Annotated in this window: 21 protein-coding genes; 6 read left to right on the top strand and 15 right to left on the bottom strand. The window is 57.8% G+C overall.

The window, feature by feature from the left end; translation table 11 throughout:
* Positions 1–176 precede the first annotated feature (176 nt).
* From ACQZ45_RS13525 to ACQZ45_RS13510, 4 genes are all read right to left on the bottom strand, one after another.
* The gene (locus tag ACQZ45_RS13525) at positions 177–1,532 is read right to left on the bottom strand and encodes a sensor histidine kinase (protein ID WP_448742287.1); all 1,356 of its coding nucleotides are present in this window, start codon (positions 1,530–1,532) and stop codon (positions 177–179) included.
* Positions 1,529–2,203, bottom strand: a complete 675-nt coding sequence (locus ACQZ45_RS13520; protein ID WP_041694647.1) for a response regulator transcription factor — start codon at positions 2,201–2,203, stop codon at positions 1,529–1,531. The genes ACQZ45_RS13525 and ACQZ45_RS13520 overlap by 4 nt, the downstream gene beginning before the upstream one ends.
* A gap of 206 nt (positions 2,204–2,409) precedes the next feature.
* Positions 2,410–3,645, bottom strand: a complete 1,236-nt coding sequence (locus ACQZ45_RS13515; protein WP_111803500.1) for an SGNH/GDSL hydrolase family protein — start codon at positions 3,643–3,645, stop codon at positions 2,410–2,412.
* Between the two features lie 64 nt (positions 3,646–3,709).
* Entirely contained in the window at positions 3,710–4,933 is a 1,224-nt protein-coding gene (locus ACQZ45_RS13510; protein ID WP_003511460.1) for a lytic murein transglycosylase, read from the bottom strand.
* 195 nt (positions 4,934–5,128) lie between these two features.
* On the opposite strand from ACQZ45_RS13510, the gene galU reads away from it, so the two are divergent.
* Positions 5,129–6,016, top strand: coding sequence for a UTP--glucose-1-phosphate uridylyltransferase GalU (gene galU, locus ACQZ45_RS13505; protein WP_003511458.1), 888 nt, complete (start codon positions 5,129–5,131; stop codon positions 6,014–6,016).
* 60 nt (positions 6,017–6,076) lie between these two features.
* On the opposite strand, the gene uppP is transcribed toward galU, so the two are convergent.
* The gene (gene uppP / locus ACQZ45_RS13500; protein ID WP_448742286.1) at positions 6,077–7,555 is read right to left on the bottom strand and encodes a polysaccharide biosynthesis protein UppP; all 1,479 of its coding nucleotides are present in this window, start codon (positions 7,553–7,555) and stop codon (positions 6,077–6,079) included.
* Positions 7,556–7,959: 404 nt separating this feature from the next.
* On the opposite strand from uppP, the gene ACQZ45_RS13495 reads away from it, so the two are divergent.
* Both ACQZ45_RS13495 and ACQZ45_RS13490 read left to right on the top strand, forming a co-directional pair.
* Positions 7,960–8,325 (top strand): PAS domain-containing protein, encoded by a 366-nt coding sequence (locus ACQZ45_RS13495; RefSeq protein ID WP_013761857.1) that lies wholly within the window; start codon positions 7,960–7,962, stop codon positions 8,323–8,325.
* 60 nt (positions 8,326–8,385) lie between these two features.
* The gene (locus ACQZ45_RS13490) at positions 8,386–9,381 is read left to right on the top strand and encodes a KpsF/GutQ family sugar-phosphate isomerase (protein ID WP_065660458.1); all 996 of its coding nucleotides are present in this window, start codon (positions 8,386–8,388) and stop codon (positions 9,379–9,381) included.
* A 3-nt stretch (positions 9,382–9,384) separates the two neighbouring features.
* On the opposite strand, the gene ACQZ45_RS13485 is transcribed toward ACQZ45_RS13490, so the two are convergent.
* The 6 genes from ACQZ45_RS13485 to ACQZ45_RS13460 form a co-directional block, all read right to left on the bottom strand.
* Positions 9,385–9,852 carry an NfeD family protein gene (locus tag ACQZ45_RS13485; RefSeq protein WP_013761855.1) on the bottom strand — a complete coding sequence of 156 codons (468 nt, stop codon included), beginning with the start codon at positions 9,850–9,852 and terminating at the stop codon, positions 9,385–9,387.
* Positions 9,853–9,854: 2 nt separating this feature from the next.
* Complete coding sequence (locus tag ACQZ45_RS13480) at positions 9,855–10,904, bottom strand: SPFH domain-containing protein (protein ID WP_019564923.1); 1,050 nt, start codon at positions 10,902–10,904, stop codon at positions 9,855–9,857.
* 60 nt (positions 10,905–10,964) lie between these two features.
* Positions 10,965–11,999, bottom strand: a complete 1,035-nt coding sequence (gene hemH, locus ACQZ45_RS13475; RefSeq protein ID WP_112682420.1) for a ferrochelatase — start codon at positions 11,997–11,999, stop codon at positions 10,965–10,967.
* 355 nt (positions 12,000–12,354) lie between these two features.
* Positions 12,355–14,286, bottom strand: coding sequence for a 5'-nucleotidase C-terminal domain-containing protein (locus ACQZ45_RS13470; RefSeq protein WP_112200803.1), 1,932 nt, complete (start codon positions 14,284–14,286; stop codon positions 12,355–12,357).
* Between the two features lie 217 nt (positions 14,287–14,503).
* A complete protein-coding gene (omp10, locus tag ACQZ45_RS13465) occupies positions 14,504–14,878 on the bottom strand; it encodes an outer membrane lipoprotein Omp10 (protein ID WP_003511448.1) in 375 nt (124 codons plus the stop codon).
* A 148-nt stretch (positions 14,879–15,026) separates the two neighbouring features.
* A complete protein-coding gene (locus ACQZ45_RS13460; RefSeq protein ID WP_448742285.1) occupies positions 15,027–16,472 on the bottom strand; it encodes a homospermidine synthase in 1,446 nt (481 codons plus the stop codon).
* A 323-nt stretch (positions 16,473–16,795) separates the two neighbouring features.
* On the opposite strand from ACQZ45_RS13460, the gene ACQZ45_RS13455 reads away from it, so the two are divergent.
* A complete protein-coding gene (locus ACQZ45_RS13455) occupies positions 16,796–17,704 on the top strand; it encodes a sensor domain-containing diguanylate cyclase (protein ID WP_003511446.1) in 909 nt (302 codons plus the stop codon).
* Here ACQZ45_RS13455 and ACQZ45_RS13450 read toward each other — a convergent pair.
* Complete coding sequence (locus ACQZ45_RS13450; RefSeq protein ID WP_448742284.1) at positions 17,701–18,336, bottom strand: aminotransferase class IV family protein; 636 nt, start codon at positions 18,334–18,336, stop codon at positions 17,701–17,703. The two genes, ACQZ45_RS13455 and ACQZ45_RS13450, sit on opposite strands and share 4 nt — an antisense overlap.
* Before the next feature lie 43 nt (positions 18,337–18,379).
* Complete coding sequence (locus ACQZ45_RS13445) at positions 18,380–20,230, bottom strand: M3 family oligoendopeptidase (protein ID WP_448742283.1); 1,851 nt, start codon at positions 20,228–20,230, stop codon at positions 18,380–18,382.
* Between the two features lie 169 nt (positions 20,231–20,399).
* Between ACQZ45_RS13445 and ACQZ45_RS13440 the strand changes: the two genes are divergently transcribed.
* Together ACQZ45_RS13440 and ACQZ45_RS13435 are read left to right on the top strand one after the other, a co-directional pair.
* Positions 20,400–21,944 carry a sigma-54-dependent transcriptional regulator gene (locus tag ACQZ45_RS13440; protein WP_035199677.1) on the top strand — a complete coding sequence of 515 codons (1,545 nt, stop codon included), beginning with the start codon at positions 20,400–20,402 and terminating at the stop codon, positions 21,942–21,944.
* Positions 21,945–22,120: 176 nt separating this feature from the next.
* Positions 22,121–24,028: a DUF882 domain-containing protein gene (locus ACQZ45_RS13435; RefSeq protein WP_003511441.1), complete on the top strand. Its 1,908-nt coding sequence runs from the start codon at positions 22,121–22,123 to the stop codon at positions 24,026–24,028.
* 85 nt (positions 24,029–24,113) lie between these two features.
* Here the strand turns inward: ACQZ45_RS13435 and pyk are convergent, their stop codons facing one another.
* Complete coding sequence (gene pyk, locus ACQZ45_RS13430) at positions 24,114–25,553, bottom strand: pyruvate kinase (RefSeq protein ID WP_003511440.1); 1,440 nt, start codon at positions 25,551–25,553, stop codon at positions 24,114–24,116.
* Positions 25,553–25,957, bottom strand: a complete 405-nt coding sequence (locus tag ACQZ45_RS13425) for a DUF1036 domain-containing protein (protein WP_370647635.1) — start codon at positions 25,955–25,957, stop codon at positions 25,553–25,555. The genes pyk and ACQZ45_RS13425 overlap by 1 nt, the downstream gene beginning before the upstream one ends.
* Between the last annotated feature and the right edge of the window lie 265 nt (positions 25,958–26,222).

Raw genomic sequence — 26,222 nt, 5'->3', positions numbered from 1 at the left:
TTGACGCGGCGCAAGCCGTCGTAACGAAAACAAAAAGGCCTGTTGTGTTTCACAACAGGCCTTTCGTTTGACTGGAGAACCGAAACGCGATGGAGGTGTCGCATTCAGGGGGACGGCAACATATCGCGCCTGAGAATTGCAATGACATTACGTGGTGTCCGAAGACAGGATTCGTTTCAGCAATAGGGAAGGCTGATGCGGAAGGAGGCGCCGCCGGATGGGGAATCACTGATGGTGATCTCCCCTCCATGGTAGCGGACGATTTCCTGCACGAGATTGAGACCGAGCCCGGTACCGCGATCCTTCGGTATCAACCGGTGAAATGCGTCAAACACGGCTTCCCGGTCCTCTTCGGGAATTCCGTTGCCTTGGTCGGATATGTCGATCACGCGGTTGGCCCCCACTTTTATGGTGATCGTTCCGCGATTACCGCCATGTTCGATGGCGTTTTGCACGACGTTCATCAGGGCGCGTTGCAGCGAGGCGTCATCGGCAAGGGCGAGGATCGGCTCTTCGTCCGGCTCGAACGAAAGTTCGTAGCCTTGAGAGATTGCAAGCGGCGCCATATCAGCGACGACAGACCGGCAGAGGCCAACAAGATCTAGTGGAATAAGCGGCGCCTTTTGCCCGCCGAGTCGTTGCAGATCGAGCAACTGTTCGGCAAGCACGGCGATGCGGCTGGCATCGGCTAATATCCGGCTCCGGTCCGGTCCGTCCAGCAACGTTTCGACACGGGTCTGGAGAATGGCGACAGGGGTCCGCAATTCATGGGCGGCGTCGAGAATGAAGCGCTTGTGCCGCTCGTACCCATCGTCCAGCCGTTTCAGCGCGCCGTTGACGGCATGCACGAGCGGCTGCACCTCCCATGGAATATCGCCATCCGGCAATCGATATCCGCGCTTGTCGATGTCGATGCTTTCCGCCGTTCGCGCAATAGCGGAAAGTGCGAAAAATTCCCGACGGATGATCCATGGAATGGTCACGATTGTCACAATGGACATGATAAGGAGGATCGGCATGATCAGTATGTTGGAGAACAGTAGGACGGGGAATGCCATACTGAAGGCTCCGCCCTTGCCGACCATAACGAATTCGCCCGCCGGTCCCGATGCACGACGCACGACGGCGATTCGCAAGACAGCAAGATAGGAGTAGGACAATGCCGCATCGCGTACGTCCGACACTTTGACGTCGCTAAGCTGTTGATCCATGTTGCTAAAGGCCTCAGGCACCGGCCCACCCTGCACGATCTCACCTTTCTCGCTGACCGCAACGAACCAGAAACCGGGCATGCTGTCGCGCAGCTCGACAAATTCATTTGTTTCGTCAAGCATCAGCCGGCCAGCCTTGTCACGCATGATGGCATTGGCTGTAATCTGGGCCGCTGCCGGGCTGAGAAGGGCGCTGCCCGAGGCGCCGCTGGACAGGTAAGCGACGAAGGCGGCAGTGACGATGAAAAGGCTGCCGATCTGGAAAAGCAGCAATTGAATGGTCAGGCGTCGCTTGAGCGATTTCCTTCCGGCCGATTTCATGAGGCCGCCCTCAGCAGATAACCGACGCCGCGAATACCGTGAACCTCCAGACCCGCATCCGCTGCCTGCAATTTGCGGCGCAGACGGGAGATATGGGAATCAAGCGCATTCGACTGGATTTCATCGTCGAAATTATAAACCGCCTCTTCCAGTACCGATCGCAGCACCGTTCTGCCCTGCCGACGCAACAGGGCCTCAAGGATCAGCAATTCGCGTCTGGTCAGGGCAATAAACTCTCCCTTGATGCGGACTTCACGGGTTTCGAAGCAAAATTCCAGCTTGCCCAGTTTCGCCGTCATCGTCACGCTGCCGGCCGGCCGGCGCATCAGGGCGCGGATGCGAGCAAGGAGTTCCTCGACAGCGAAGGGCTTGGCCAGATAATCGTCCGCACCAAGGTTCAGGCCGTTCACCCGATCCGCAAGCGTGCCTTGCGCTGTCAGCACGATGACGGGCGGTGTGACGGGCAGCAGACGCAGATCTTCTACAAGCTGGATGCCATCGCCATCGGGCAATTGCCGGTCGAGCACGACAAGATCGTGAACACCGTCCATGATCGCATGCCGGGCAAGATCGAGCGTGCCGACATTGTCCACGATGATATCGAACCGGTGCAGGGCGGCGGAAAGGGCTGCTGCCATTTCGCGTTCGTCTTCAACAAGCAGCAGGCGCATGAATTGTTCTCGGCAGTGTCTGGCGTACGCCTTCCCGGAGAGGAAGGGGCGCGGGGGCATCGGATAAATATCACCGTGCAGTAAGACGCGGGCAGGGGAGGGCAATTGGCCGACCCCGCATTTGCTGCAAAGCTGAATTTATCCTGCCATTGCCGGGTTGCCTCAACATTACGCCGGTTCGAGCCGTAGCGACGGCGGAGAAGTGGCTACTGTCTGGCCTGAGCAGTATCCGGGACAATCCGGTAGTCATCGATACGACCCGCCGGTGCATCGGCCATCTCGCCCCGCTTGGTCAGCCGTTCGCGTGGCGATTCCACGACCGAGACACGTGTCGATACGGCCGTCGAAGGGACATCGCCAAGCAGCTTGTCACCGCCATCGAGGTTCGGATCGGTCAGGCTGATCGGCTGGGTGCGCACCTGTCCCGCGTCGATGCCAAGCGCGGGTAGGGAGGTGAGTGCAGGCAAATTGCTGCCGTCCAGTTTCACGAGGTCCGGTCCGGCGCTGTCGAGGTGCCTGCGCACGAATTTCTCGACGTAAAAAGCAAGCTTGCGTTTGCCTGCCTGCGTCATGCCGACGCCATCTGCCTCACGCAGACGGGCCTGCTGGCCGTTCATGTCGTAGCCGGTGATGACAAATTTACCGGCCTCGTCGACAAAGCCGTCCCAGACATCGACGAATTCGCCGCCGTATTTTTCGATATGGCTGCGATAAAGCCGGTTGAAGCCGACGAGATCGGCCGAGAGTGAGGTTGACTGGAAGGCCGGCAGGCCAACCCACAGCAGCGGTACCTTCGGCCGGCCGGCAAGGGTCAGAAGTTCATCGATCCGCCGCTCATATTCCTTGAACCAGACATCGGTGCCAAATTTTTCCCTGGTATCGCCGATCTGCATCTGCTGGCGATCGTTCGACCCCATCATGATGACGATGGTGGCGGGATTTGTTTCGGTTATGAACTGCGGCAGATTGGCGAACCAGTCGTAATAATCCGTGCGTACGAGGCCCGAAGAACCATTCGCGCGCACATCGACCGAAATTCCCGGAGAGCTGGCGAAGGCATTGACCAGTTCTTCCCCCATGCCACCGGCCAGAAAATCACCGACGACCAGAACACGCCTGGCATTTTCAAGCTTGGCCGTCGGCTCCGGTTTTATGGTTCGCATCTGAACCACCGAAGGCGCTTTTCTTGCGGGTTGCGGGCGGGTGACTGATTTTTCACGCGGCGCAGCCGGGAAATCCCGGCGACTGCGGGGCTGGTATTCGCGGCCGGGCGTGTCCTCCCGGCCCACGGGCCGGCCAAACAGCATTTCGAAAAGGGTGCGTCGCTGTTCCTGGGCGAAGGTTTGCGAAGGGACAAGCGGCGTGCACAAGACAGCACAAAGAATGATGGCGCAGATGCGCCAGCCCGTACTTGTGCTTTTCGCCGCAGGTTTCCTACTCATGACATCGATCCTTCCGGATGCTTCGGCGGCGTTGAAGACCGCCGCCGAATTCACCGGCATATTATCAATTCCGCAGTGCTCTCAGCAATCGCTGCGACGGCTGACCGTCGGTTTCCAGACCCATGCGCGACTGGATGGCGCTAATCGCCGCCTTCGAGCCGGAGCCGAAATTGCCATCGACTTCGCCATCGTAATAGCCAAGTTCTTTCATGCGGGTCTGGAGTTCGAATTTTTCACGAATATCCAGTGTGCCGTCCGGACGCGGCCATTTCTGCTGCATGCCGCCATAACCGGCGATCTCGTCAGCAAGCAGGCCAACGGCCAGCGCATAGCTGTCGGATGCGTTGTATTTCTTGATGGTGAAGAAGTTTTTCATCATCAGGAAACCTGGACCATTTGCCCCACCCTGCAGTTTCAGCATGGCGCGATCGGAGCCGCGGGTGAAATTCTTGCCGTTCGGGCGGGCAAAGCCAAGCTTGGTCCATTCCGCAATGGACTTCGTCTGCCCCTCATAACGGGCGCCGCCACGCGGCACGGCTGTTTCGTAACCCCAGGTCCGGCCGGGTTCCCAGCCGTTCTTGGCGAGTAGATTGGCGGCCGTCGCCAGCGCGTCCGGAACCGAGTGCCAGATGTCGCGCTTACCGTTGCCGTCCGCATCGACAGCATAGAGCAGGTAGCTGGTCGGAATGAACTGGGTATGGCCCATCGCACCCGCCCAGGAACCCGTAAGCTGCTTGGGCGTGACATCGCCTGCCTGCAGGATTTTGAGTGCGGCGATCAATTGCGTGCGCGCGAACTTGGCGCGTTTGGGGTCGGAATAGGCGAGCGTGGCCAGTGCCTGCGGAATATTGTGCAGGCGCTCCGGCTTTTCGAGAACCGCGCCGTAATTCGATTCCATCGACCAGATGGCGAGAATAATATGTTTGTCGACGTTGAAGTTACGCTCGATCCAGTTGAGCGTCGTCGCGTGCTTCATCTTCATCTCGCGGCCGATGCGCACCGTATAGGGGTTGACGCGGGAATCGAGATAATCCCAGATCTGGGTGGTGAATTCCGGCTGGAAGGTCGCCTTTCGCAGCGCATCCGGATCCGGCTCGCTGACACCAGCAAAGGCTTTCTGGTACGTCGCCTTGCTAATGCCTTCTTTCGCGGCTGTTGCGTAGAACTGGTTGATCCACTGCTTGAACCCAGCATCGGCCCGGGCCGAGACGGGGGCCAGCGAGATCGCCAGACCTGCAACCATCATGCAGCCGAATTTGCGGACATTTGAAAGGATCATCTTTGTCATCGTCAGTCTTTCGTTCTCTCGAATATCATTTCGATTGCGAAAACGCATCGGGCGTCGTCATGCATAACAAAAGAATGTCAACAAATTCTTTACCATTAATAGATGGTAGCGTCACCCTTTACAAAACGTTGTTATTTTTGAAATAACAACACTGTGCGGGGATTGTGATCAAGTTTTATCTCTCAGGAGGGATATGTGGTAGAACATAAGAAAATTCGGAAGGCCGTATTTCCGGTCGCAGGTCTGGGTACGCGTTTCCTGCCCGCAACCAAGGCGGTTCCGAAAGAAATGCTCACTGTCGTTGACAAGCCGGTCATTCAATACGTCGTCGACGAGGCGGCGGAAGCAGGCATCGAGCATTTTGTATTTGTCACCGGCCGCGGCAAGGCGGTGATTGAAGATTATTTTGATATTCAATTTGAACTCGAACAAATGCTGCGCGAGCGCAACAAGAATGCCGAGCTTACATTGCTGGCCGGCCTTCTGCCCAAGGCGGGCACGGCAAGCTTCACGCGTCAGCAGGTGCCGCTTGGTCTTGGCCATGCGGTCTGGTGTGCGCGTGATATCGTCGGCGACGAGCCCTTCGCCGTGTTGCTGCCTGATATGATCATGCATTCACAGAAAAGCTGCCTCAAGGGCATGGTCGAACTTTATGACCAGACCGCCGGCAACGTCATCGCGGTGCAGGAATGTGCTCCCGATCAGACGCATAAATACGGCATCGTCGGCGTGGGTAATGCCGTGGGCGAGGGTTTCAAGATCACTGAAATGGTCGAGAAGCCTGCCAAGGGTACGGCACCTTCGAATTTCTACATCAACGGTCGCTACATCCTTCAGCCTGAGATTTTCGACATTCTGGAAAATCAGGAACGGGGCGCCGGCAACGAAATCCAGCTGACGGACGGCATGTTGACGCTTGCCAAGTCGCAGGAATTCGCTGGCTATCATTTCCGCGGGCAGACGTTCGATTGCGGCGCCAAGGATGGTTTCATTCTTGCCAACGTCGCTTTCGCGCTCGAACGCGCTGACATTCGCCCCGCAATCGAGGAGCCGATCAAGGCTCTTATCGACGGACTGAAGTAATTCACCAACTGGACAACGGAATCCCGGCCTTCGCGCCGGGATTTCTGTTTTGGGGCAACGTTATCGTTTCAGGACAAGCCCCGCGCCGACGCGCAGTTCGTTGCTGTCATAAATTGGCGTCCACTGATAACTAACGTCCGCCGTCAGATCGAGATAGCGGTTCAGCCCCCAGGTCAAGCCAGCGCCTGCGGTGTATTCCACGGCATCCTCGATATCGGAGGAGGGAAATGTTCGGTGCACGATCTGCCCGGTCAGCCGCGCGACCAGATTGCTGCGCAATTCATGGGTCAGCCCGGCATCCAGCCGATAGGAAATCCAGCCGCCCTGTGGTCCGCCGGCGAAATCCTCTATCGTCGTGCGCAGGCCAAGATTGACGTTGGTGCCGCGCTGCGGCGACCAGTTCAGTTCGCCGTCCAGTGTCAGCGCGCCGATGGAAGCGATGCGGTCGTCGTCATATTGTTTGCGTAGATAGCCGATGGCGGCCTCGCCGCGGGTCTTCTCGCCAAGATCGACCTCGGCTCCAATTTTGGCGCCGTAGGAATTCGAGGACCGTGCGTAACCGCTATTGTCCAGGCGCCTGTCATATTTGGTCGTTCCCGCGTTCAATTCGAGGAACGGGATCAGGGCCGGTGACAATTCGTAACCGATGCGGCCGCGCAGGTTCGCGCCGTTCTGGTCGCGATCGCTAAGACTGATCGGCTGGCCGTTTATGCCCTTTGCATCCGTGTAGACCGTACGCGACAGATCGAGCGCCGCCAGCCCGCGCAGCTTGCCGAAATCCCGTTGGATCGATGCGCCGGTCGTGAAACGGTGTTCTCCGCCCTGCACGGCAGCGCCTGTCAAAGCGTTGGGGTCCGTAGTGCCTTCACGACTGAATTCGTAACCTGCCTTGAGATTAGCCGTCGTTTCTTCGCCGAGATCGAGGCGCAGATCGGCTTCTATCCGCGCCCTCGGCTCTTCACCATTCTTGCTGCCGAAATTTTTCTCCCAGGCGCCATCGCCTGTTACAGTCAGCGCATGGCGGGACCAGTCGCTGGTTAGCGTGCCGCGAATACCCGTCGTCAGGTAGTTACGTCTGGAAGGGCCGCCGGTGTTCGTCTGCTTTTCCGTATTGATCGTCTGGCTGATCGAAGGCCGCAGCAGGAATGTACCGAGCCGGATGCCGGGGGTTTGTCCGGGTTCGGTGGCTCTTTGCGGGTTTTCACCGCCGTCTACCGTTGGCTCATATGGGTTTTCCGCGTCGGCATAAGGTTGGCCGGCTTCTTCCTGCTGTTCGGAAATCGGGTCGCCCGGATTATTCGAGGGGCGCCATAGTTGCTGTGGCGGTGCTGCTCGCACCGTGCTTGCCTCGTTTTCAGCTGTCGTTGTCGGGTTCTCTGCCGGCGTTGTATCGCCGGATGGAACTGCGACCGGCAGCCGCGTGGCCGCTGTTTGCGCGAAAACAGTTCCCGGGGTGTAGAGAAGCGTACAGGCAAGCAGCAGCAGGGTTGCTGCTTTCCGCGACGTCGGCAGACGTGTGGCGGTGCCCTTCACAATCATTCCTCTTCACCCGGCGCATTTGGCCGATGTCGGATCGAAAGTTCGTCTCAGCATTTCCTGAAGCCGAATGAGCGGCAGACAGATGAAGTGGGCGACCAAGAGACCAGACACGCGACGCAAGTTTTAATATCGCTTTAACAATAGGATTTTTATGGTTAACAGTTGATAAAGACCTCCCGGATTTCACCACATCTGTGGCTGCGGCAAAGCTGGAGGGCTTCCTCGTTCGATCTGGCCGCTTCGGCACCGCGACTGAAGAAAATTTGCCGAGATGCCCAATATTTCGAATATGATCAGATTTAAACGTTTCATTTTGATACGGAATCGCCCTATGATTGGGTGGAACTCATCCGTTTTATTTTAGCAATCCAATTGATTTTTATTTTGTGTCACAGCGTCGTTTCATGAATCCCGTTTTGAACGTCAAGCAGGTCGGTTTTTATTGCTGGGATATTACCAATGACCGATTCTATCTAGACGAAGTCTGCGCTGAACTCTTGGGCATTCCTTTGCGGCAGGCGATGCAGGGCATCAGCATTTTCCAGATGCTCGAAAAAGTGGATATCGGCCATCGCAATCATGTGATCGAAACTGCGCTCACGACGCTTAAGGCCGCCAGCTTTTACCATCAGGAATATGCCGTGCGCCGTGATGACGGCTCTATCTCGTGGATAAGGACAGTCGGGCGATATCTGGTCGATGAAGAGAACATCCCTTTCAAGCGGATGGGAACGATGGAGGAGATTTCTCCGCCGAACCTGCGCCACTAAAGAGCGGCGATTTTCGGCTGTAGAGTGGACTTATTCCAGTTGAAATAGTAACAGTCGGCCATGATTACGAGAGCCGTGAAACTGGTTGAAGACAATGCGATTGAATCCGCCGTGCGGACGATTTCGATGGAGAGGGCTGGCCTTGCCGCTCTTGAAGAGGCCCTCAGAAACGGGCTTTCCGAACCTTTCTGCAAGGCGATCGAGACGATCGGCCAGTCTAGTGGCCGCCTCATCATCACCGGTGTCGGTAAAAGCGGCCACATAGGCGCCAAGCTCGCGGCCACCTTCGCCTCCACCGGAACGCCTGCGTTTTTCGTGCATGCGGCAGAGGCCAACCACGGCGATCTGGGCATGATCGGCGGTGATGATGTTGTACTGGCGATCTCCAAAGGCGGTGAAAGTTCAGAGCTGCGTAGCATCATCAACTATTCGCGCCGTTTCTCCATCCCGCTGATTGCACTTACCTGTTCGGAGAGTGCATCGCTGGCGAAGGCAGCCGATATCGTGCTTCTGGTTCCCAATGAACAGGAAGCCTGCCCGCTCGGACTTGCGCCTACCACCTCCACATTGATGCAGCTGGCACTTGGCGATGCCCTTGCCGTTGCGCTTCTGGAAGCACGCAATTTCACTGCCGGTGATTTCAAGGTGTTTCACCCCGGCGGCAAACTGGGCGCGGGCCTTACGTTGGTCAGCGATATCATGCATACCGGCGACCGGGTGCCGCTAGTCGGCAAGGGAACTTCCATGCCGGAAGCAGTCAGTGTTCTTTCCCGCAAGCATTTCGGCTGCGTCGGTATTCTGGACGAGGATGGCCGTCTGTGTGGCATCGTCACCGAGGGCGATATGGCGCGCAACCTGTCGCGCAACCTCGCGGAATTGACGGTGGACGACATCATGACCCGTACTCCGAAAACGGTCAAAAAATCGGTGCTGGCGACCAGCGCTCTGGCGACGCTGGAAAAATTCCATATCGGTGCGCTGATCGTCGTTGATGACGATAACCGACCAATAGGGCTGGTGCATTTCCACGATCTGTTGAGAATCGGTGTGGCCTGATCGCTATGGGCGGTCGAGCGGCTCTATTGTCAGGGTGCGGCCACGCGCAGCTGCGATCCTGACACGTGTTCCGGCTGGCATGTCCTCACCGTTAACGGACCACCAGGTATCGTCCAGCCTTATGCGGCCGCGTCCTTCGACAACCGGCTCCTGCAGGGTCGCTGTGCGTCCAACAAGGCTTGCTTCCCGTTGATTGAGGAAGGGTTCGTCGCTTGCCTCACGGTTTTTGCCGAAATATTTCCGGCCAAGCAGGGCGAAGGCGATGGAGAGGGCGGCAAACAGCACCAGTTGCAATTGCCACGCCCAGAATGCGGCATCCCAGAACAGCAGGGAGAGCGCGCCGATCACCAGCGCGGCAATGCCAATCCAGATCAGAAACACGCCCGGAGCGACCAACTCGGCAGCCAGCAGAATGAAGCCGGCAATCCACCAGCTCCATGGTCCCAGTTCCGTGGCAAGCCGTTGCAGCATCGTCACTTCTCCGATGAAGAGCCAAAGGGATTACCGGGAATTGTCACGTTGATGGCCTGGGCCGAAGGCCGCGACGGCGGCACCGAGCGGGAAGATGCGGGGACGGCGGGCGCCGTCGGTGCATCGCCCTTGTCGCCGAAAACGTCACGGGCGATTGCCCCTATGCCGCCGAGTGAGCCGATCAACGCAGAAGCCTCCATCGGCATCAACACGATTTTCGAGTTTTTGGCGGTGCCGATATTGGAGAGCGCTTCGGTATATTTCTGGGCAACGAAGTAATTGATCGCGTGGACATTGCCGGCAGCGATGGCTTCCGACACCATGCGGGTGGCGTTGGCTTCGGCCTCGGCCAGACGCTCGCGGGCCTCGGCATCGCGAAACGCCGCTTCGCGCTGGCCTTCCGCCTCGAGAATGGCAGATTGTTTTGCGCCCTCTGCGCGCAGAATCTGAGCATTGCGGGCGCCCTCGGCCTCCAGCACCTGCGCGCGTTTTTCACGCTCCGCCTTCATCTGCCTTGCCATGGAATCGACGAGATCTTTCGGCGGTGCGATATCTTTGATCTCGATGCGCGTGACCTTGATACCCCATGGTCCCACCGCCTCGTCAACCACGCGCAGCAGGCGATCGTTGATGGCATCACGGTTTGACAATAACTCATCGAGATCCATCGAGCCCATTACCGAGCGGATGTTGGTCATGGTGAGGTTTTCAATCGCCATTTCCAGATTGGTGATCTGGTAAGCGGCCTGTGCGGCATTGAGGACCTGATAGAAAGTGACGGCATCAGCTGAGACACTGGCATTATCGCGGGTGATAACTTCCTGTGTCGGTATATGCAGAACCTGCTCCATCACATTCATCTTCGAACCGATGCTTTCGAAGAACGGTACGATGAGGTTGAGGCCCGGCTCGAGTGTGCGGGTGTAGCGCCCGAACCGTTCAACCGTGTAGCGATGTCCCTGCGGTACGGTCTTGATGCCGGCAAAGAGCACCAGAATGACCAAAACAACCGCCGCTATGACGACGATATCGAAACCGCCCAATGCAATCATCACTTCCTCCTCCAGCACCACAACCTTTTGGGATCTTACACCCGCATCGTTATGGCAAGATTACACCCAACCTTGCAACTCTTGTCGTACAACCTTTTCGAGAACTGTCATACCCTCGACGCTGTCGTTGAGACACGGGATGTGGGTGAATTTCTCGCCGCCATTATGCAGGAAGATTTCTCCGGCCTCACCGGCAATTTCCTCCAGCGTTTCAAGACAATCCGATACGAAACCGGGGTTCATGACGGCGATGCGTTTGATGCCCTCGGATGCCAGCTTTTCCATGGTCTTGTCGGTATAGGGCTGCAGCCATTCTTCTGGCCCAAAACGCGACTGGAAGGTGATCATGAAGTTCTTCTCGGTCCGTCCCAGCGCTTCCTTCAGCAGACGGGCGGTCTTCTGGCAGTGGCAATAATAGGGATCGCCCTTCCTGAAGTAGGATTGCGGAATGCCGTGGAAGGAGGTGATCAGCATCTCCGGTTCCCAGTCCAGCGTTGCCAGATGGTTTTTGACGGAGGCGGCAAGCCCTTCGATATAGGCAGGATCGTCATGATAGGGCGGAACGGTGCGGATGGCGGGCTGCCAGCGCAGCTTCATCAGATGTTCGAAAGCCTTGTCGTTCACCGTTGCCGTGGTCGATGCGGCATATTGCGGATAGAGCGGGAATAGCAGGATTTTCTCGCATCCCTGCTCCTTCAGCGCGTCGATTTTCGAGGCGATGGAAGGCTGGCCGTAGCGCATGGCCCAGTCAACGACGACATTCGGCAAATCCCTCAGCGCCTGTGCCATCAGTTCGCCTTGGCTTCGGGTATAGGTGCGCAGATAGCTTTCGTTGCGATCGCGGTTCCAGATTGCCTCATAGGCCTTGCCGACCTTCTGCGGGCGCTTGTTGAGGACGATGCCGTACAGGATCGGATACCAGTATAGGCGCGACCATTCGATGACGCGTTTGTCGCTCAGAAATTCCGCCAGATAACGGCGCATCGGCCAATAGTCCGTACCATCCGGCGTGCCAAGATTGACAAGCAGAACGCCGACCTTGCCAAATCTTACGCGGGGATGGTCTACGGGAAGTGCGGATAATTCTGTCGTCATGAATGACACCCTGAACTCGTACTGGTTGCGTGAGAACGTTTCCGTTTGGGATAAAGGGCGGAAACGCTCCATTTTTTGTTTTTATACATGGCCGGACGTAAACCGTGACGCGGTTTTGCCGGAAATGCTCAAGCTATATGCTCGTGCCGTCAATTTGTTCACGTGTTCTAGACGAAATTTGTAAGGATTGAACCACCTGCGGAGGTGATTTCCGAGGTGCGGTAACGGACGCATTGTCTTTTGATAAAACGCAGCCTGTAATGATCTGTTTTTAAAGGGAAAATAAGAAGCCGGCCTCATGGTGCGAGGCCGGCTTCCCGTCTGCGGCAAATTGCCCTGTCTGTGTGTTCGCGGCTTATTGAGCCGGAACCTCCAGTTCCTCGCCGATCTCGATATGGTTCGGATGCTTCAGCGTGTTTGCCTTGGCAATCCTGGTCCAAAGGGCACCGTCGCCATACTTCTCCGCCGCGATCTTCCAGAGCGAATCGCCCTTTGCGACGACATATTTGCTGGCGGCAGCCGCGGCCGCTGCCGGCGTGGTGGTGGCAGGTGCAGTCGCAGCAGGTGCTGCGGGAGCCGGGGCTGGTGTGGCGGCCGGAGCGGTTGCAGTTGCCGCCGGTGCTGTTGCGGCAGGCGCTGGTGCAGCGGGCTTTGTCGGAGCTACATAACCGGCAGGCGTCACTTCGGTGATGCGGCCGTCCGTGAAGGGCTTATAGGGGCTGTTGGCCGTAATATATGCAGCTACAGCCTCTTCGAGGTTGGGGCCGAAGTCATAGGCGTTGATCGCCTTGGTCGCGAATACCTTGAAGCCATCGCCGCCGGTGCGAACGTAATTATTCGCCGCGACAGTGTAGGTCTTAGCCGGGTCGAGAGGCACGAAAGCGTCGCCCTCCTTGACCTCGACCGCAGTAACGCGGCTGCCGGCTGGCTTGGAGCGGTCGAAGGAATATTTCATGCCTGAAACCTGCATGAAACGACCCGCGCCATCGTCGATCTGGCTGACGCCGTTTTCGAGGGCAGCGCGAATATCCTCGCCCTTCAGCTGGAAAGTCGCGACCGTGTTCTGGAACGGCAGAACCGTCAGGACTTCGCCCATCGAGACATCGCCGCTATCGATGGAGGAGCGCAGGCCACCGCTATTTGCGAAAGCGATGGTGACGCCCTGATCCTTGACGCGGGCAAGGGTCGCATCCGCTACCAGATTACCCATGGAGCATTCTTTGACGCGGCAAACCTTGCGGTCACCTTCGATCGGGCCTTCCGAAGTGCCGACGACCTTCGATTTGAGCGCCTCGATTGGTGCTTTCAGTTCATCGATACGCTTGAGCGTTGCTTCGTCGGGTTTGAAGGATGAATCGATCAGGATCGGATCGCCCTTGCTTTCCTTGACCACGCCGCTGTCATCGAAGACGACGCGCAGGTCACCCAGATATTTGCTGTATTGCCCTGCCTGAACGACCGGAACCTTGTAGCCGCCGGGATTGTCGACGACTGTCGGGTAAGGTCCTTCGGCCTTCTGGTCGGTGTTGGAGAGCAACGTATGCGAGTGGCCGCCGACAACGACGTCCACATCCGGGATTTTCGCGATGAATTCGAGGTCGCGCGGATATCCGACATGGGTCAGGGCAATGATCTTGTTGACACCCTCGCCTTTCAGCTTCTGCACCTGTTCGCTGATTTTCGCGACATCTTCCGCAATGGTGATGTTGGGGCCGGGGGTCGCAAGTTCCGCCGTGTCGTTGGCGACAGCGCCGACAATACCGATTTTCTGGCCGCCGACTTCAAGGACGATGGACGGCTTGACGCGATCGCCGATTTTCGAGGCGGCGCTGGCAACCACATTGGCGGTCACGACCGGAAACTGAACCTTGTCGAGGAAGCCCGCAAGCCCGTCTTCGCTATCGTCGAATTCATGGTTGCCGACGGTCATGGCGTCGAACTTCATGGCGTTCAGCACTTCGGCTTCAACGGTACCCTTGTAGGTGGTGTAGAACAGCGAGCCTTGAAAATTGTCGCCGGCATTGAGCAGGAGAACGTTCTTGCCTTGAGCCTTGAGCGCGTCCCTTGTCTGGTTGATTGCGGTCAAGAGGCGCGCGGCGCCGCCAAAGCACTCGTTTTTGCCTTCCTCTTCCGCTGAGCAGGTCGAGTCGAATTTATTGATCGATTCGATACGGGAGTGAAAATCGTTAATGTGAAGAATGTTGAGTTCGTAATCGGCCAGAGCCGCTCCGGCTGAAAGCGTTATCGCGGAAACGCTCAGCATACTCAGTCTCAAAATTTTCTTCATGGTCCCTCTCTCCTGTTCAAAGCGGAAGCCCTGGCCGGTCGATCATCATCAGGCCGTGCTCATTCTCTAGTCTGAAAGTATGTCAGTCTTTCAAAGCGCGATGTTTCCATTTAGCGGCAGCTGCCGCAAGCGGAAATTGTGACAGTGGCGCAATAAAGCAAAACGCACGCTTGAGGCGTGCGTTTTAAAAGATCATACCATTGAAAAGACTGTGTTATCAGCCCTGACGCGTTAGCGAGAACTGGCTGTTGCTGTCTGTCGTGCAATTCAGTTGTGACGGGGAGACGAGCGCGCAGTTGACGCGCGATTGCGTGTTGCGCACCAGCGACGTCATGTTGATTTCATAGAGCGTCGGCGAAATCGTGACATAGGTGCCTGATGCCAGAAGCGTGTTGGTATCGGTCGAACGGGTGGAGAAAGCACCGTTCTGGAATGTCGATACGATGCCGTTGCGGTCGATCCAGCGGCCATCCACGGCCGGGCCGCGGGCAAGCGAGGGTGCCATCGACGTCTGCTGGGAGGGACCCGGCGCAACGCATGAAGACACCGCGATTGCGGCACAAAGCAAAGCAGCGCTTGTCTTGAAGTTCATGAGCCTGTTCTCCTGCGATTCGATGAAACCCTGATGTTTCGACCATGCCGTGAAGCGTTATTTATTTCAAGGCAACGTTGTTTGCTCTCCCGGGTTCCTGACATCCGTCATGAAAACACCTGCGTGACAAATATGAGACGCCATGTCCTCAGCGCACGAGGATGTTGCGGAACTGCCAGGGATCCGAGGTGTCGATATTGTCTGGAAACAGTCCCGGGCGACCGTCGAGCGGCGTCCAGTCCGTGTAATGTCCTTCGACCGGTCCAAGATAGGGACGCTGCACCTCAAGGCAACGGCGATAATCCATTTCATCCGCCTCGACGATGCCGGCCTGCGGATTTTCAAGCGCCCAGACCATTCCGGCCAGTACCGCGGAGCTGACCTGCAATCCGGTCGCGTTCTGGCTGGGGGCGAGCGCCCGTGCCTCCTGCAAGGTTAGCCGCGAGCCATACCAATAGGCATTTTTGTCATGGCCGTAGAGAAGAACACCCAGCTCGTCGGCACCATCGACAAGCTCGTCTTCGCCAAGCACATGCTGGATCGGCTGCGGCGTGCCGCCATTACCGAAAAGTTCGTGCAGGGAAAGGACGGCGTCGTTGCAGGGGTGGTAGGCATAGTGACAGGTGGGCCGGTGGATCAGATCGCCTTCGTCATTGCGGACGGTGAAATAGTCGGAAATCGAGATCGCCTCGTTGTGGGTGACCAGAAATCCATATTGCGGCCCTTGTCCGGGACACCATGTCCGTACCCGCGTATTGGCGCCGGGCTGATCGAGATAGATCGCTGCCTTGCTGCCCTTTTTTTGTTTTTTCGCGTTTTTCGGCATCCAGTTTTCATGCGTTCCCCAGCCGAGTTCGGCGGGCTGAAAACCTTCGGCGATAAAACCCTCGACAGACCAGGTGTTCCAGAATGCGCCGAAGGGCTTGGGATTTTTTGCCCGCTGCGTATCGCGCTCTGCCACATGCACGCCCTTGACGCCGAGCTGCTGCATGAGCTTTGCCCATGCCTGCTGGTCATGCGGTTGGGGCTCTTCGATGTCGAGACCGCTATCCTTGGCGAGATTGACCAGCGCCTGTTTTACGAACCAGGACACCATGCCGGGATTTGCACCGCAGGTGGAAACGGCCGTTGTGCCGCCCGGTTTCCGAGCCTTTTCTTTCAGCATGGTCTCGCGCAGCGAATAATTGGTACGGGAGGCATTGTCGGCGTCTGCATCGAAGTAAAAGCCGGGCCACGGCTCCACTACGGTGTCGATGTAGAGCATGCCATGTTTGCGGCAGAGCCTCATCAGATCGACGGATGCGGCATCGACCGAAAGATTGACGCAGAAGCCCTGACCCTGAACCCCTTTAAGGAGTGGCTTGAGCACCTCCTTGTAGTTTTCTTTGGTCAGATGCGTACGGATATGGCGAATGTTTCTCTCGGCCAGATACGCTGCGATATCCTCGCGCGGGTCGATGACGACGAGCCTGGTCTTGTCGAAGTTGAAATGACGTTCGATCAACGGAAGAGTGCCGCGCCCGATGGAGCCGAAGCCGATCATGATGATGGGGCCGTCAATATCGCCGTAAATCGGATGGTTTGCGTCCGTCATTCGTCATTTTTCCTTTTTAAGCCAATAAGTAAGCTAGATCATAAAAGCGTGCCACAATAAAGGGCAGGTGCATGACGGACATATGACGGTGGCGCAAGCCCGGGATGCGAAAGTTGTGACGGGTTGGTGTGTGGTGATCCCGTTCTGCGCGGTTGCGATCCGGCGAGATTGAAGTCGAGACCTTCCGACCGCATTCTTCCCCTTCGCATTTTAGAGACTACGTTTATAATCAAGTTCTTCTTTTCGTGTATATGTCCTAGGGCTTGGGGGCTTTTGCAAGATGACGAAAAGGGGGCTTTTCGTCATCACAGGAGTGTTGCCTGTTGAATAGTCTTATTGAGCGTGTCGCAGCGCTTCAGAGCGCCACCCCCGTTCTTATTGCACTTTACGATTCCGAAGACCGGTTGCGGCATGCCAACCCGTCGTTTCGGCAGAGCTTTCAGCTTGCCGACGATGATTTTTCGACCTGGGCGGAAATCATGCGCTTGAACCACCGTCTGCGAACCGGCGTGGTCGTCAGAAACAGCGATTTCGAGGGCTGGCTTTTGTCGGCGCAGTCCCGGCGCGGCAAGCTGCCGTATCGTGCCTTCGAGATGGATATGTATGACGGCCGCTGGTTCTGGATGACGGAGACGGTGCAGCAGGATGGCTGGATGCTGTGTGTCGCAAGCGATGTCACCGAATTGCGCCAGGGCTACAGAACCCTGCGGCAGGACCGGGATCTGGCGGTGCGCGCCTCGCAGACCGACGAATTGACGGGAACGGCGAACCGGCGTTTTGTTTTCGCCAAACTCGCGCTACAGGTGGAGCGGGTCGGCAAGGGGCTTGAAGCGCCCTTTTGCCTTTGCACGCTCGACATCGACTTTTTCAAGCACATCAACGATCGTTTCGGCCACAAATGCGGCGATGCGGTGCTGCGCGATTTTGTCGGGATCGCCCATTCCGTCGTCCGGCGGGTGGATTGTTTTGGCAGGATCGGCGGAGAGGAATTCATGCTCATCCTGCCGCGCAGTTCGGTTGTTGAGAGCCGGGAGATCGTCGAGCGGCTACTGCAAAAGGTGCGTCTTTCCAGACCTCTGGCCGAGTTTCCGGATTTTTCCTATAGCTGTTCCGCTGGAATGACGACCTATCGGATGGCAGAAAGTGCCGACGATGTTTTCATGCGCGCCGATCAGGCGCTTTACGCTGCCAAGGAAAAGGGCCGCGACCGGCTTTTGGCGGTGACGGTTTAGACCAGCTCCGCCGCAATCAGCCCATGCAGCGAATTTCCCACGAACAGCCGTCGACCGGCAATATCCTCCGGCTTCAATGCCTGCCCGCGTGCCTTGCGCTGGCGGATGAGATCGGCACGCAGGACGCCCGGCAGAATACCGCTGTCGAGCGGCGGCGTCAGCAATTGCCCGTCCGGCATTTCGACGAAGATGCTGGTCGATGATCCCTCGCACAACTCGCCGCGCTCGTTGAGCAGCAGAACCTCGTCTGCATCCCCGGTTGAAAATTCGGCGCGGGCGGCATCATAGGGTTCCCGGCGCGATGATTTGTGGCGATAGAAGGTGTCGGTGGAATCAAGCCTGGTTTGCGTCGCGATGCGGATCCGCCAGACGGTTCCCTCCTGCAACGGCCGAAAGTCGGCCGTTTCGATATCGAGCTCACCCTTGTAGTTCATGACCAGCTTCACGCAGAGCGGACTTTCGCCGCCCACCTTCTTCTCCAGTACCTGAACCGCGTTGACCGGTGCTCGGAAACCGAGCGCATCGGCTGAGCGCAATAACCGGCGCATATGCTGGTCAATGCGCTGAAAACCTGATTGCGGCTCCCAGCGCAGCGTTTCTCTCAAGGTCAGATCGGCGGGTTTGCGTTTCATTGCCTTTGCTCGTCGCCTGTCATCGGTATTTTTTTGGAGGCGATCAGGCCTGTTTGCTGTCAAGCGCTTCCAGTTCGTCGATCAGCCCTTCGATCATGGCAAGACCCTTGTCCCAGAAGGAAGGATCTGTCGCATCGAGGCCGAATGGTTTCAGAAGTTCCGAATGGTGCTTGGTGCCGCCTGCTTTCAAAAGCTCGAAATATTTCTCCTGAAAGCCGGTCTCGGCCTTCTGGTAAACGGCATAGAGCGAGTTCACCAGGCAATCACCGAAGGCATAGGCATAAACATAGAAGGGAGAGTGGATGAAATGGGGGATGTAGGTCCACCAGGTCTCATACCCTTCGGAAATCTTGATCGCCGGGCCGAGGCTCTCGGCCTGAATGGAAAGCCACAATTCACCGATCTGTTCGGAGGTCAACTCACCCTGCTTGCGGGCGGTGTGCAGCTTGCGTTCGAATTCATAAAACGCGATCTGTCGCACGACCGTGTTGATCATGTCCTCGACCTTGCGGGCGAGCATGGCCTTGCGTTCCCTGACGTCCTTCGTGTCGTCAAGCAATTTGCGGAAGGTCAGCATTTCTCCGAAAACGGAGGCAGTTTCGGCAAGCGTCAGCGGCGTCGCGCACATCAGCGCGCCTTGGTCGCCGGCCAGCACCTGGTGCACGCCGTGGCCAAGCTCATGGGCAAGCGTCATCACGTCGCGCGGTTTGCCGAGATAGTTGACGAGGACATAAGGATGGGCCGAAGGCACGGTCGGATGCGCGAAGGCGCCCGGCGCCTTGCCGGGCCGGGCGGGGGCGTCGATCCATTGCTCATCGAAGAAACGGCGGGCGATATCGGCCATCTCCGGCGCAAAATCGCCATAGGCGGACAGCACGGTGTCCTTCGCCTCATCCCAGGGAATGATCGTATTCGATGTATCGGGAAGCGGCGCGTTGCGGTCCCAGTAGTTCATCTGTTCCATGCCGAGCCATTTCGCCTTCATGGCGTAATAACGATGCGAAAGGCGTGGATAGGCGTTTTTCACGGCGGCAGCCAGAGCGTCTACGACCTCGCGCTCGACACGGTTTGCCAGATGGCGGCTGTCGGCGATGTCTTCGAACTTGCGCCAGCGGTCGGAAATATCCTTGTCCTTGGCCAGTGTGTTGGTGATGAGGGTGAAGACCCTCAGATTATTGGTGAAGGTGGTGCTGAGCGCCTGCGCTGCCTTCTTGCGAGTTTCCGGCTCCGGCTCCTGAAGCATATTGAGCGTTACTTCCAGCGAAAGGCTTGCGCCGTCTATATCGAAGCGCAGGTCGGCCATCGTCTCGTCGAACAGGCGGTTGAACGCGCTGGCACTCGTGATCGATTTTTCGAGGAATAGCTGTTCGAGCTGGTCATCGAGCTGGTGCGGCTTGTCCTTGCGCAAATCCACCAGCCACGGCCTGTAGTGCCCAGCTAAGGCATCGTTTGCCATGCAGGCATCCATTACGGCGTCGTCGATGCGGTTCAGTTCAAGCGTAAAGAACAGCAGATGGGCGGAAATATCCGTCAGTTTCGCCTGAGCGTCGCCGTAAAGCTTGCCGTTTGCCGGGTTGGACGTATCTGAAAAATACGTCAGCCCCGCAAAGGAACCGATGCGGCCGATAAGATCGTCCAGCGCTTCATATTCCTTTAGAGCAGCGCCGATGCCGTTGGCGCCCGTCGCCTTTGCAGCGGCTTCAAGCTTGCCCTTCCATTTATCCTCGAAAGCCGCCGCCAGCGTCGCCGCCTTCTCAATGTCGCCCTTGTATTCCGGCGAATCGCCCGAGGGATAGAGATCCGAGAGTTTCCAGCCGGGCAGGTCGCCAAGGGCAGGGCCGGAGGTTTCGGCAAGCGAAAATACGGGGTGCGGTGTTGGGCGATTGAGGGTCATCGAACGCGTCCTTGTCGTTATGCCTGCGCAGCATATGGGGCCTTTGTTTCCCGCAGCAATGGATAAAATGCAAGCAAATCTCAAAACTGGATGTTCAAATCTCCCGTGCCAGAGTGCGCCACAAGGGACCGCATGACGCAGGTCCATAAACCGGAAACCGGAGCCAAAAATGACCGCGCATGTTCTCGTGATAGACGATGATCCCGTCCAGCGCCGCCTGCTCAAAAATGCGGTGGAACGTTATGGGCATCTGGCCTTGCTTGCAGAAAACGGCAGGGCGGGGCTGGAGCTGCTCAAGCAATATAGCGGCGAGATCAATGTTGTCGTCCTCGACCTGATGATGCCGGAAATGGATGGCCTCGCCTTCCTGAAAGCCGTTGGCGAACTCGGCACCGACGTCCCGGTCATCGTCCAGACGGGGCAGGGCGGCATCGATACCGTCGTGCAGGCCATGCGCGCCGGCGCCTTCGATTTCGTCGTCAAGCCGGTCTCGCCGGAACGGATCGGCGCCGCCATCTCCAATGCCCTCAAGCTCGACAGGAGAGAGGCAAAGGCCCGCACGGGCAGGCGCGGACGGAGCAATGCCGTGAATTTTACTGATATCGTTTCCGCAAGCCCGGCCATGCTGAGGGTGATAGAACTGGCGCAGCGCGCCGCCCAGTCCAGCATTCCCGTGGTGCTGGAAGGCGAATCCGGCGTCGGCAAGGAAATGGTCGCCCGTGCAATCCAGTCGGCTGGCGACAGGGCGAACAAACCATTCATCACCGTCAATTGCGGCGCTATCCCGCACAATCTGGTGGAGAGTATTCTTTTCGGTCACGAGAAGGGCGCTTTTACCGGTGCCACGGAAAAACACGTTGGCAAGTTCATGGAAGCGGATGGCGGAACGCTGTTCCTCGATGAAATCGGTGATCTGCCGCTCGACGTGCAGGTAAAGCTACTGCGGGCAGTTCAGCAGGGCGAAATCGAAACTGTCGGTTCCGCGCGTGTGCAGAAGGTGAATGTCCGCCTGATTTCCGCCACCAACAAGAATCTCATCGAAGAGGTGAAGGAAGGCCGCTTCCGCGAGGACCTGTATTATCGCCTCAACGTCTTTCCTATCACCATTCCGGCGTTGCGCCGGCGCAAGGAGGATATTCCCCATCTGGCACGGGTGTTCGCGGAGCGTTTTTCGGTGGAACAGAAATTGCCAAATCCCGTCGGCCTCGATGCCAGCGCGCTGGCATTGCTAACGGCCTATGACTGGCCGGGCAATATCCGCCAGCTTGAAAATGCCGTCTTCCGCGCCGTCGTGCTGTCGCAGGGCGAGGAACTGGCGGATTCCGATTTTCCGCAAATCGCGCTGCAATTGCCAGAATTCGCAGGTGGGGACGATGCGGGTGAGTCGATCCGGTCGCCGTCTGGATCGTCGCTGAAACTCGCCGCATATTCTCCGCCGCCGCCGGTCGCCGAAAGTCACGCCATTCTGGATGAGGCGTCAGATATTTCCACCACGATCTACCGGGGAGGAAACTTGATCTCCAGCATGGACGACTCAGGCAATATCAGGAAGCTGGCCGAGATCGAAGAGGAGCTTATCCGTTTTGCCCTTCGTTTTTATCGCGGGCAGATGAGTCAGGTCGCAAGGAAACTTGGTATCGGCCGCTCGACGCTTTATCGCAAGCTGAAGGATTATGGCATTGATCCGGACGATCCGTTGCGGGATGCGGCCTGATTGTACAAACCGCCTGTTCGACGGCAGATAGCAAGATTCGTTAACTTCTGAGCAAGGATATCCGCTTACCGTCTATAAACCTCTTGTTAGTGGCTGATTCACTATATAGAGGAAGGTTGCATCTGTGTGGCAATTTTGCCATCGTGTCACCGTATTTGACGTTCATTTGAGGCAATGTGACAGAAATTGTCTTCCAGGCGGGGATCGAATTGCCATATCTGCATCGAAATATCGCGCTGTCGACCAAGATCGCGCGCGGCTTGATCAAGGATATATGCACGAAGCTGTCGGCACGCGCTGTCACCTTTGCCTGCTTGATGCTCGCCGCAATGCCATTCGCAGGTGTCTCGGCGACGGAAGCTTTCGCCGAAACGCGCAGTCTCAAACTGTATTATATCCATACACGCGAGAAGGCGGTCATAACTTTCAAGCGCAACGGAAAATACGACCAGAAGGGTCTGCAGGAGCTGAACCGCTTTTTGCGTGACTGGCGTCGTAACCAACCGACGCGGATGGATCCGCGTCTTTTCGATCTTGTGTGGGAAGTCTACCGCCGCAGTGGCGCGACCGATTACATCAACGTTGTTTCGGCCTTCCGTTCGCCTGAGACTAACGGCCTCCTGCGCACGCGCACCAAGGGCGTGGCGGAAAAAAGCCAGCATATGCTCGGCAAGGCCATGGATTTTTACATTCCGGGCGTGAAGCTTTCCACACTGCGCGAAATCGGCATGCAGATGCAGATTGGCGGCGTAGGTTTCTACCCGACCTCGGGTTCTCCCTTCGTGCACATGGATGTCGGCGGCGTTCGTGCCTGGCCGCGCATGAGCCGTCAGGAACTCGTGCGTATCTTCCCCAAGGGCAATACGCTGCACGTTCCTTCCGATGGCAATCCGCTTCCCGGTTATGAACAGGCCTTGGCTGACTACAAGAAGCGCGTCAATTCCTCTTCCATTCAGGTTGCTTCCAGCGCCGGTGCCGGCCCTGCGTCCTCCGGTGGTGGCGGCAAGCGCAAGACACTGTTGCAGGCGCTCTTTGGCGGAGGCGACGAGGATGAAGATCCCGATAGCATCGCAACGCCGCAGCCCGCAGAACGTCCGGCTGTCGCTCGCCCTGCAACGCCACCGCCTGCTGCACCTGAGCCAGAACCGACGATCGCCGTTGCTTCCGCCCAACCGCTTCCCGGTGTGAGCACTGCGCCGCTGCCCATTGCACGTCCAGCTTTCGGCAACCAGCCTCCGGCCAATACGGGCCTTGCCACCGCGCTTTATTCTCCGGCCCGTAATGCGGCGCAGGATGCCCTCCAGGCTGCTACAACACCGACGCCGACCTCTGCTCCGGCCGAGCGTCAGCAGTTTGCCGATCTGGCTGAGGTATCCGTGCCTGTGCCGACGCTTCTTGGGCCGCGTGGCATGCGTGGCGACGCTGAAGGATCGATCCTGACCGCATCCGCAGATGGTGCGACACCCGCAGCGACGGGCGAACTTGCGTCTATTCCGGTGCCGGCCAATCGTCCGGCTGTGGCGGAAGCCCTGCTGGCACAGGCCAATGCTGATCCGGAAGGCGACGAAGATCTCGCCGAAGAGCGGAAAGATACGCTTTCGCCGACTGTGGTTGCTGCTCTGGAACAGAGCGGTCAGGCTGCCCGTTCGCAGATCAATTCCGCTACCGTGCCGACAGCCGCGCCGTTCCCGGCTGCCGTCAACCACAAGGTTACAGTCGCGCCCGCCGAAACGGCGAAGGCTGAGCCAGAGGCAGGTTTCGGTGACGCCTTTGATCTGAAACCCTCCATCAATGGTGGGCTGACGGCCGGCTTGCCGACCAAGGGCTCACGCCCGAGCAGGCAGGATGCCGCCGTTTCCCATCAGGCCATGGTCGGCGGTGGTCGTCTGACGCAGGATCTGATCTCTGACTGGGCGCTCAACCAGAACAAGGGCTCGACCGGCCGTTCGGTGAAGGCGCCGCGCGTCGTCGCCAACCGTATGCTCAGCCACGACATGTCGGCTTCGGCCACATCGGCAAGCTTCAAGCCCGGTGCAGCGGCGATCGAGTCCAGCCGTTTCAGCACGCCGGTGAAGATGCACTGAGCCCCGCTTTCTGCAATGCGGCCGAAAGGCCAACAAAAAACCCGCCGGTGACGGCGGGTTTTTTATTATGCTTGATATCGCGATATCAGACGCCGCTCTGGCCGTCCGAACCGATATAGGCGATGCGCACCATGTTGGTCGCGCCCGGGGTGCCGAGCGGCACGCCGGCGGAGATGATGATGCGGTCGCCCGGCTTGCCGAAACCTTCGGACACGACGATGCGACAAGCGCGGTTCACCATATCGTCCAGATCGCTGGCGTCACCGGTAACCACGCAATGCAGGCCCCAGACGACCGACAGACGGCGTGCGGTCTGGATGATCGGCGAAAGCGCAATGATCGGAACCTGTGGCCGCTCGCGCGCGGCGCGCAGACCCGTTGTGCCGGACGAGGTGTAGGTGACGATCGCCGCGAGCTTCAGCGTTTCGGCAATCTGGCGGGCAGCAAGCGAAATGGCGTCTGCACCCGTCGCTTCCGGCTGTGGGCGCTGCGCGTAGATGATGTTGGAATAATAGGGGTCCTGTTCCACCGTGCTGGCGATGGATGCCATGGTCGATACGGCTTCGATCGGATAATCGCCGGAAGCGGACTCGGCCGAGAGCATGATGGCGTCGGCGCCTTCGAATACGGCAGTTGCAACGTCCGAAACTTCCGCACGGGTCGGAACCGGAGCTGTGATCATCGATTCCAGCATCTGTGTGGCAACGACAACCGGCTTGCCGGCACGACGGCAGGCGCGGGTCAACTGTTTCTGGATGCCCGGAACTGCTTCCAGCGGCATTTCCACGCCGAGATCGCCGCGTGCGACCATCAATGCGTCGGAAAGCTCGATGATTTCTTCGATGCGCTCAATAGCCTGCGGCTTCTCGATCTTGGACATCAGGCCAACGCGACCGCGCGAAATCTTGCGCACTTCGGCCAGGTCTTCCGGGCGCTGAACGAAGGAAAGGGCAACCCAGTCCACTTCGTTGGTTGCGAGAACGGCGTCGAGGTCGACGCGGTCCTTGTCGGTCAGAACGCCGACGCCGAGCAGGGTGTCGGGCAGGCTAATGCCCTTGCGGTCGGAAATCCGGGTGCCCGAAACAACAGTGGTGACGATGCTCTTGCCGTCGCTCTTCTCAGCGCGCAGATGCAGCTTGCCGTCATCGATCAGCAGGCGGTGGCCAGGCTTGACCGCTTCGAGAATTTCAGGATGCGGCAGGAAAACGCGGGTGTTGTCGCCGGGCGTATCGTTATTGTCCAGCGTAAACGTCTGGCCGGGAACGAGATCAACCTTGGTTTCGGCAAATTTACCGACGCGCAGCTTGGGACCCTGCAAGTCGGCCAGAATGCCGATGGGACGGCCGTTACGGCTTTCGACGGAGCGAATACGCTCAATCAGCGTCCGCATCACGTCGTGGCTCGCATGGCTCATGTTGATGCGGAAGAGATCGGCGCCGGCCAGATGCAGCTTTTCGATCATTGCCTCGTCGGAAGAGGCGGGGCCGAGAGTTGCAAGAATTTTGACTTTGCGGTTACGCTTCATCAGTTTTGATTTCCCTGTGTGCCTGGCGTATCGGAAAGCTGGACCATCCAGCTGCCCTGTCTGCCCGTGTCATATTCCTTGAAACCCATTCTCTGGAAGCTGCGGGCATAACAATCGTCTACGCCGGCGATTTTGAACTCGTTTTCCGCCACGCACATGTTGACGTCACCGGTCCAACGGCCGCCGTGAGCGGCGTCCTCGGCATAAAGATAATAATAACGCGACTGCAACTCACCCTCTATCAGCGTTGCGCAGGTGGAGGAGGGGACCTGCCACCAACCTTCACTGACCCAGCCGTCCTGCGCCCGGTAGCCGATTGCGACCCCCACGAGGTTTTGCGTGCTGTTGCAGACGCGGAAATCCGCATGCGCGGCCTCCACGAAGACAAACGGGGTCAGAAACAATGCCGCTGCGGAGAAAAGACGGGCAAGATGCCGAAAGTGGCGAGGAAGAGCGAGAGATGACTGAGTCACGGCTTCCATCCGGATTCCATGGTTATAATGAACACACTTCTTGGCGTGGCCGCCAAAGAAAGTCAACGCGAGTTTAATCGATTATATTGTTCGTGGGATCGTGAGTGCGATAAGGTAGATGGCTGTTCTGTCGCCGAAACTTGCGCCCGGCCTCAAGCCATGCCATCAAGCTTTTCTCCTCAATCCTGCCCCAGAA

The organism is Agrobacterium sp. 16-2014-1-2a (genome assembly GCF_053522705.1).
Note: the sequence above shows the minus strand (reverse complement) of the source record. Positions and strands in the feature narration are given on the sequence as shown.